Annotated in this window: 12 protein-coding genes and 1 pseudogene; 7 read left to right on the forward strand and 6 right to left on the reverse strand. The window is 53.2% G+C overall.

The annotated features are described in order from the left end of the window. From ACOI7Z_RS26660 to vapB, 3 genes are all read right to left on the reverse strand, one after another. Positions 1-121: AAA family ATPase (locus tag ACOI7Z_RS26660; RefSeq protein ID WP_420702482.1), on the reverse strand; the 121-nt coding region annotated here is incomplete at its 3' end. A 73-nt stretch (positions 122-194) separates the two neighbouring features. Continuing rightward, entirely contained in the window at positions 195-611 is a 417-nt protein-coding gene (locus ACOI7Z_RS26665) for a type II toxin-antitoxin system VapC family toxin (RefSeq protein WP_001044770.1), read from the reverse strand. Further along, entirely contained in the window at positions 608-838 is a 231-nt protein-coding gene (gene vapB / locus ACOI7Z_RS26670) for a type II toxin-antitoxin system VapB family antitoxin (RefSeq protein ID WP_001261282.1), read from the reverse strand. The genes ACOI7Z_RS26665 and vapB overlap by 4 nt, the downstream gene beginning before the upstream one ends. Between vapB and ACOI7Z_RS26675 the strand changes: the two genes are divergently transcribed. The 7 genes and pseudogenes from ACOI7Z_RS26675 (at position 795) to ACOI7Z_RS26705 (ending at position 3,953) form a co-directional block, all read left to right on the forward strand. Next, positions 795-1,256, forward strand: coding sequence for a hypothetical protein (locus ACOI7Z_RS26675; protein WP_072093212.1), 462 nt, complete (start codon positions 795-797; stop codon positions 1,254-1,256). The genes vapB and ACOI7Z_RS26675 overlap by 44 nt on opposite strands. A gap of 234 nt (positions 1,257-1,490) precedes the next feature. Further along, positions 1,491-1,697, forward strand: coding sequence for a hypothetical protein (locus ACOI7Z_RS26680; RefSeq protein WP_004153649.1), 207 nt, complete (start codon positions 1,491-1,493; stop codon positions 1,695-1,697). A 219-nt stretch (positions 1,698-1,916) separates the two neighbouring features. Beyond that, positions 1,917-2,051, forward strand: a pseudogene (locus ACOI7Z_RS26685) (hypothetical protein); the annotation flags it as partial. Between the two features lie 27 nt (positions 2,052-2,078). Then, the gene (locus ACOI7Z_RS26690) at positions 2,079-2,408 is read left to right on the forward strand and encodes a hypothetical protein (protein ID WP_004152337.1); all 330 of its coding nucleotides are present in this window, start codon (positions 2,079-2,081) and stop codon (positions 2,406-2,408) included. 25 nt (positions 2,409-2,433) lie between these two features. Then, positions 2,434-2,832 (forward strand): hypothetical protein, encoded by a 399-nt coding sequence (locus tag ACOI7Z_RS26695; RefSeq protein WP_004171440.1) that lies wholly within the window; start codon positions 2,434-2,436, stop codon positions 2,830-2,832. Between the two features lie 6 nt (positions 2,833-2,838). Then, positions 2,839-3,171, forward strand: a complete 333-nt coding sequence (locus tag ACOI7Z_RS26700) for a hypothetical protein (protein ID WP_004152339.1) — start codon at positions 2,839-2,841, stop codon at positions 3,169-3,171. Next, the gene (locus ACOI7Z_RS26705; protein WP_004152340.1) at positions 3,171-3,953 is read left to right on the forward strand and encodes a site-specific integrase; all 783 of its coding nucleotides are present in this window, start codon (positions 3,171-3,173) and stop codon (positions 3,951-3,953) included. Before ACOI7Z_RS26700 ends, ACOI7Z_RS26705 begins: the two co-directional genes overlap by 1 nt. Positions 3,954-4,218: 265 nt before the next feature. Here the strand turns inward: ACOI7Z_RS26705 and ACOI7Z_RS26710 are convergent, their stop codons facing one another. From ACOI7Z_RS26710 to ACOI7Z_RS26720, 3 genes are all read right to left on the reverse strand, one after another. Next, positions 4,219-4,467 carry a DUF7301 family protein gene (locus ACOI7Z_RS26710; protein WP_019405053.1) on the reverse strand — a complete coding sequence of 83 codons (249 nt, stop codon included), beginning with the start codon at positions 4,465-4,467 and terminating at the stop codon, positions 4,219-4,221. A gap of 377 nt (positions 4,468-4,844) precedes the next feature. Beyond that, positions 4,845-5,075 carry a hypothetical protein gene (locus ACOI7Z_RS26715; RefSeq protein ID WP_011977773.1) on the reverse strand — a complete coding sequence of 77 codons (231 nt, stop codon included), beginning with the start codon at positions 5,073-5,075 and terminating at the stop codon, positions 4,845-4,847. Positions 5,076-5,166: 91 nt separating this feature from the next. Continuing rightward, a partial coding sequence (locus tag ACOI7Z_RS26720) for a YkgJ family cysteine cluster protein (protein ID WP_109253983.1) occupies positions 5,167-5,610 on the reverse strand: 444 nt, incomplete at its 5' end.

Genomic DNA, 5,610 nt, shown 5'->3' on the forward strand with positions numbered 1-5,610 from the left:
GAATCGTGCTTTTCCCGGACTCATTGTCCCCGACCAGAATGTTACGGTCATGAGTGAAGCGCAGGTCCAGTTCCGGAAACTTTTTAAAGTTTTGCAGCATAAGCCGCGTGATCAGAGGCATCTTTTATTCCTTTATATACCGCTGACTGAAAGAGTGTCCGGCTGCGCCAGACCGCCTGTTTTGTTTTACAGCGTTATCTTACCCAGTCTTCCAGCACAAGACCCGGTACCCGCTCAAATTCCCGCGTATTATTCGTCACCAGCACGGCACCGGCGGCGATGGCGTGCCCGGCAATGGCCGTGTCGTTCGGGCCGATCGGCGTCCCGGCCATTCGCAGCGCCACCTTAATCTCCGTGGTGGCGTCCACCGCAGCGCGATCCCAGGGCAGGATGGCATCGAGGCGGGCGCAGAACGCGTCGACCAGCTCGACGTGGCGCGGGGAGGCCTTCGGGCCGGTGGCCCCGAAGCGCATTTCAGAATAAGTGATGGCCGAGACAACGATGCGCTGGCCGCGCAGCACCGCCTGCTCCAGGCGCTTCAGGACGGCTTCCGGCTGCTCGCGCATGATGAACGAGCAGATACAGGTGTCGAGCATATAGGTCTTGTTCACAGGTTAAATCGTCCTTCGTCGCTGACAACGTCCTCGCGCTCCGCCATAAAGTCCGGGTCTGCCTTCTCGAACTGCGCGAACGAGCCCCAGGTCGGCCGGACGGGACGCAAAATAATGCTGTCCCCTTCCCGGACGATCTCCAGCTCGCTCACTCCCTCAAAATCCAGATCGCGGGGCAGACGAATGGCGCGGTTATTGCCGTTTTTAAAAATGGATACAGTTCTCATCATTTCCTCCTGGCCGACCGGCCTGTATGACTATGTTCAGTATATGCAGATGCAAAGCATATGTATAGTCATAGCATATGCAGATGGTAAGTATATGCGTATGCCACACCTATGCAGATGCCCGGCATATGGATATGTTGAACCTATGTTGTATTCTCTCTTTTCCCGGTCAGATCCGAAAAAAGGTAGTTCCGGATCTGCTTTCCGCCCTCCGGCGCGCAGCGGCCCAAAAACACAAGATGTAGCGGTGTTACCAGCTGACAGTGACGCTAGATGTTGTGTCCCTCCCCTGCCCCGTGACCGGCCGCTCACCACCCTAAAAGGGCGCTGTGGTTATTCTCTCACCGTGGTACACTTCCGGAAACTTCGTAAAGCGCGAAAAGTCGGATCCGGACGGAACGGCCGTCCTGTAATTTAACGGCGTGGCTATAAGGATGGTTATTATCAGTGCAGTGATAATTGCTCTCATGATGATTGCTGATGGGGTAATTACTCCCTAAACAGTGCCGCGTAAAGCATTACCCTGTCGGTATTATCGGGCGGGGCATTAATTAAAGGGAAGGCATATGCAACCGAACCTATTGCGCTCGTTCTGTACACCGTTCTGGTGGCAGGACTGGCCATCGCCGGAACGATTCTTTACGAAAGCTATGTGTCCGCACCGGATCTGGCTGATGACATTGCCAACGGCCGCAGCCTGACGAACCGGTGTGTGGAAACCTCCCGGACCGGTCATGTAGTGCAGCTGGAGTGCCAGGCGATGAGTCTGCGTGTGACGACGGCGGATTATGCGCGCGCCGTCAGAGCCTGGGAGCTGACCGGTGAACGCCGGGAGACAGCCCCGACTAGCGCAAACTGACAACCGACGGGGCGGGATTTTTAAGCAATTTAAGGAAGCAAAATTATGGGAATGTTTGATACGGTCAGATTCCGGTACCGGATGCCTGACGGAGTCACCGGGACGGACTTTCAGACCGACGACCTGGACTGCGAGTGTGAATTTTACGAGATTTCCGCTGAAGGCCGCCTGCTTCGCTGGATGGGTGACGGTACGCGAACCGATACCTGTTTTGACGGGATGCTGACCCTCAGTGCCGATGACGGTTATCACCTGTATTTTGAGCACGGGACACTGGCGTGGATCGAGGTGTACTCGCAGGGCGACAGGCGCTGGCCTTTTGAGCCTGGCCGTTTTATGACAGACCTGGCCTGACGGGGTTTCTCAATACAAGGAACGCGAATGTGTAATTTATGCAGGGCGGACGGGAATTATTTCCATACGCCGGAATGTGTGTATGACCAGCTGGTCAGTGAGTACCCCGTGATGTGGCTGCGGGATTCGACCCGGATTGGCGCCTGCTACACCCTCCGTGAACTGCTGTCGCCGGAAGGGATGGTGCTGGCCATACAGAACGCGCCTCCCGTGACGGGATGGCGGCTGCGCATGCAGTATAACGAGGCCATTGATGAAGAGATTAACCCGCAGCGCGGGGACTGTACCGAGCTACTCTCCAGGACGGACGCCCTGCTTGTCTTCCGGTCGCTGCAGGATGATACCGCGTCAGCTTAGACGGTCGGACCACGCAACAACCCAGATGAACAGAACCGATGATGAACCACGGACAGAAGCGGACGTGATGGCCACCGCTTTCAGCACCATGCGCAAGTACGGCATGAATATCCTCACCGCCACCCAGCATATGGATATTAATGCTTACGTGAAATCCGATCCGCGGATGCCGAGAATGCGGCTGCGCCGCTACCTGGGCCAGTACGGTCTGCGCGGTGAGGCGCTGAACAGGGAGGTCAGGCGTATAGTTGCCGGACCAGAACGACGCGACAGCACGCTGCAGGTAGGGATTTACTATACGTGGCCCTATGGCTGGGAGCCTGCGGATTTCACGCCGATGATGAGGCGTATTTTTCGCGGCAAGCGCACCCGTCATGTGATGTTGTTTGATGAACTGCCTCAGCTGTTTGGCAAATCAGGATAAGCCGGAATGAACCATGACCTGATGGCTGTTTATGCAGCCAGTGAGATCGTTGAGCTGCTGACGCTGTGCCAGGAACTGCAGTCGGAAAAGGACGGCCGGGAACGACCGGCGCCCGGCGCATACTCCCGCGATGAGGATGCGTTTGCCGAACGTATCCGTTCCGCATGCGGGCACGCCCTGTTGTTGCGCCGCCTGCTGCCGGTAACTACGACCCTGAGCGCTATCGGCGCCGAGATGGAACGCCGGGGAGAAATCAGTGTGCTCCCGGGCGAGGATTACGCGCAGAAGGCCCTGGCACGACTTACAGTGCAATACCTCTCCACCGGGGGCAATAAATAATGATACCGGCAATACCAGGCCAGGGCGTTTCATTTTCGGCCGCGCAGCTGCCGGTGGCCATCGATTACCCGGCCGCGCTGGCCCTGCGACAGATGGCGCTCGTTCAGGACGAGCTGCCTAAATACCTGCTGGCGCCGGAAGTGAGCGCCCTGCTCCACTACGTGCCCGATCTGCACCGCAAGATGCTGCTGGCCACCCTGTGGAACACCGGCGCCCGAATTAACGAAGCGCTGGCGCTGACCCGGAGTGATTTTTCGCTGACGGCGCCCTACCCGTTCGTGCAGCTGGCCACGCTCAAGCAGCGGACCGAAAAAGCCACCAGAACGGCCGGCCGAGCTCCGGCCGGTAGCCAGCCTCATCGTATCGTTCCGCTTTCCGATGCGAACTATGTCAGCCAGCTGGAGATGATGGTGGCCACGCTTAAAATTCCGCTGGAGCGCCGTAATAAACGCACAGGCAGAACCGAGAAGGCACGCATCTGGGAAATTACCGACAGAACGGTCCGGACCTGGATAAGTGAAGCCGTTGATGCGGCTGCCGCCGACGGGGTGACGTTTTCGGTACCGGTTACCCCGCACACGTTCCGTCACAGCTACGGGATGCACATGCTGTATGCCGGCATCCCGCTGAAGGTGCTGCAGAGCCTGATGGGACACAAGTCGATCAGCTCGACGGAGGTCTACACGAAAGTGTTTGCGCTCGATGTCGCGGCACGGCACCGGGTGCAGTTCCAGATGCCAGGCGATGAGGCGGTGGCGCTGCTGAAGGGAAATGGCAGGTAACATCTGTCAGTGCTCACCTCCCGGCACAGGCTGGGGTATTTGTGCAAGAATAATAAATACGACCAAGCAAAATATTTTCTGGACATTTATTCCGATAGTGCCGAAATGTCCAGGGAGAAAAGCATTTTTTGTGTATCTGTTGTTTATTGCAGATGAACCCGATGATGTCTTCTTTTACTGGACAGAATCACCTGATCGTCCAGGTGGGCGCGGGAATTAAACGAGGGGCATAAAAAATGCCGCTGGCACGGTCTGACTGATGAGTTTATGCCTTGCTACAAAGACTGAACGGCATGACCATACTCGTTTCTGGTCTTGCATATCTGCCACGCTTTTTATAGCGGAGATCCCTGTCAGCTATCTTGAATAACGTCCGGTCACGGGGTGATCGTCGCATTAATGGCTTTCGTTGATAACGTTCCGGCCACGGAAGAGAAGAAGCAGAAAGATAACGCTCCTTCCGAGAACAGTCTTCTTTCTGATAAGCAACCATCAACCTGAAAACTGTCGTCATAGGATATTCCTTTTCCTACCAATTCATTAATTTTACCAGGCCAGATCCCGCACAGCCAGCAGAACTGGACGGAATGACCTGAATGTCTAACTGCGCTGGGAATTAAATGAGGAGTAGTAGAAAGGCCACTGGCGCGACATTAGTTCTTTTTAATAAATAGAAAATAGGCAACTATGCCTACACCTATACAGATAGGTGCATAAAACAGAAAATCATTATTGAACATGATTCACCTGATTATGAATGGGGAATAGATATTGTGTGATTAGTATACCAAGCCAGATCCCGCGCTACCAGCAGAACTGGACGCAATCACCTGAATGTCTAACCGCGCGGGGAATTAAATGAGGGGCGTAAAAACAGGCCGCAGACCCGGCCTATTGCTCTGGAAATTCAGGTATGAGATCCATGAAACGTGTTCCGTCAGCATCTCTGTCAGGATTATCTGAATCTCTGGTGAGTTGATACCACAACCAAAATGCACCATTAAAAGCTGCCACCAACGCTTCAGATCTCTCAGGGCTAGCTTGTGCATCAGCTACATACTGATTGAGCAGGCGTTCAGTTGTATCGGTAATAACCTGGTACGAATATATTTCCCCTGGCATAAACAACCTCTCTTCTAAAAAATCAGGTCCATATTACCAGGCCAGATCCCGCGCAGCCAGCAGAACTGGACTGAAATATTTCCATGCCTGGCTATTTTATTCCTTTATGATTCCCAAAGAAGAATCTGATATCACTCTTCTTCCTCTTCCCATTTAGATGGTCAATATATTTTCGAAACTGATAAATTATATTTATGTCTTGACCACCTAAACTCCCATATGTCCTATGAGGTTCGTTTGGTGTTTCGCAGTACTTAGGGTTATCTACTGTGAAAAAGGTTCTACAATTGAAAGGTCGATATTCATATATGGAGCAGATTCCATCAATTAAAAATGGGCAATCTGTATTGGTTTTTAATTTTCTTTGCTTGTTAGATACAATTCTGTGGGATGTGTTTTTTTCTATAAAACTTGCTTCTAATGCCGTCATTTCGACACCTATTTTGCAACAGGCGCTGCAACCTTTCTGACATACTGTAAAGGTTGATGCAAACTCGCCAAAAGTATCAAGAAATCCATAAATCAAACTAATTTC

Source organism: Klebsiella sp. C283, assembly GCF_048822555.1.
Classification (GTDB): Bacteria; Pseudomonadota; Gammaproteobacteria; order Enterobacterales; family Enterobacteriaceae; genus Klebsiella; species Klebsiella quasipneumoniae.

Coding starts and splice junctions, on each gene's coding strand:
- ACOI7Z_RS26700 (WP_004152339.1), top strand. CDS start 2,839: ATGAACCATGACCTGATGGCTGTTTATGCAGCCAGTGAGATCGTTGAG.
- ACOI7Z_RS26705 (WP_004152340.1), top strand. CDS start 3,171: ATGATACCGGCAATACCAGGCCAGGGCGTTTCATTTTCGGCCGCGCAG.
- ACOI7Z_RS26675 (WP_072093212.1), top strand. CDS start 795: ATGGCGCGGTTATTGCCGTTTTTAAAAATGGATACAGTTCTCATCATT.
- vapB (WP_001261282.1), bottom strand. CDS start 838: ATGAGAACTGTATCCATTTTTAAAAACGGCAATAACCGCGCCATTCGT.
- ACOI7Z_RS26690 (WP_004152337.1), top strand. CDS start 2,079: ATGTGTAATTTATGCAGGGCGGACGGGAATTATTTCCATACGCCGGAA.
- ACOI7Z_RS26715 (WP_011977773.1), bottom strand. CDS start 5,075: ATGCCAGGGGAAATATATTCGTACCAGGTTATTACCGATACAACTGAA.
- ACOI7Z_RS26710 (WP_019405053.1), bottom strand. CDS start 4,467: ATGACGACAGTTTTCAGGTTGATGGTTGCTTATCAGAAAGAAGACTGT.
- ACOI7Z_RS26695 (WP_004171440.1), top strand. CDS start 2,434: ATGAACAGAACCGATGATGAACCACGGACAGAAGCGGACGTGATGGCC.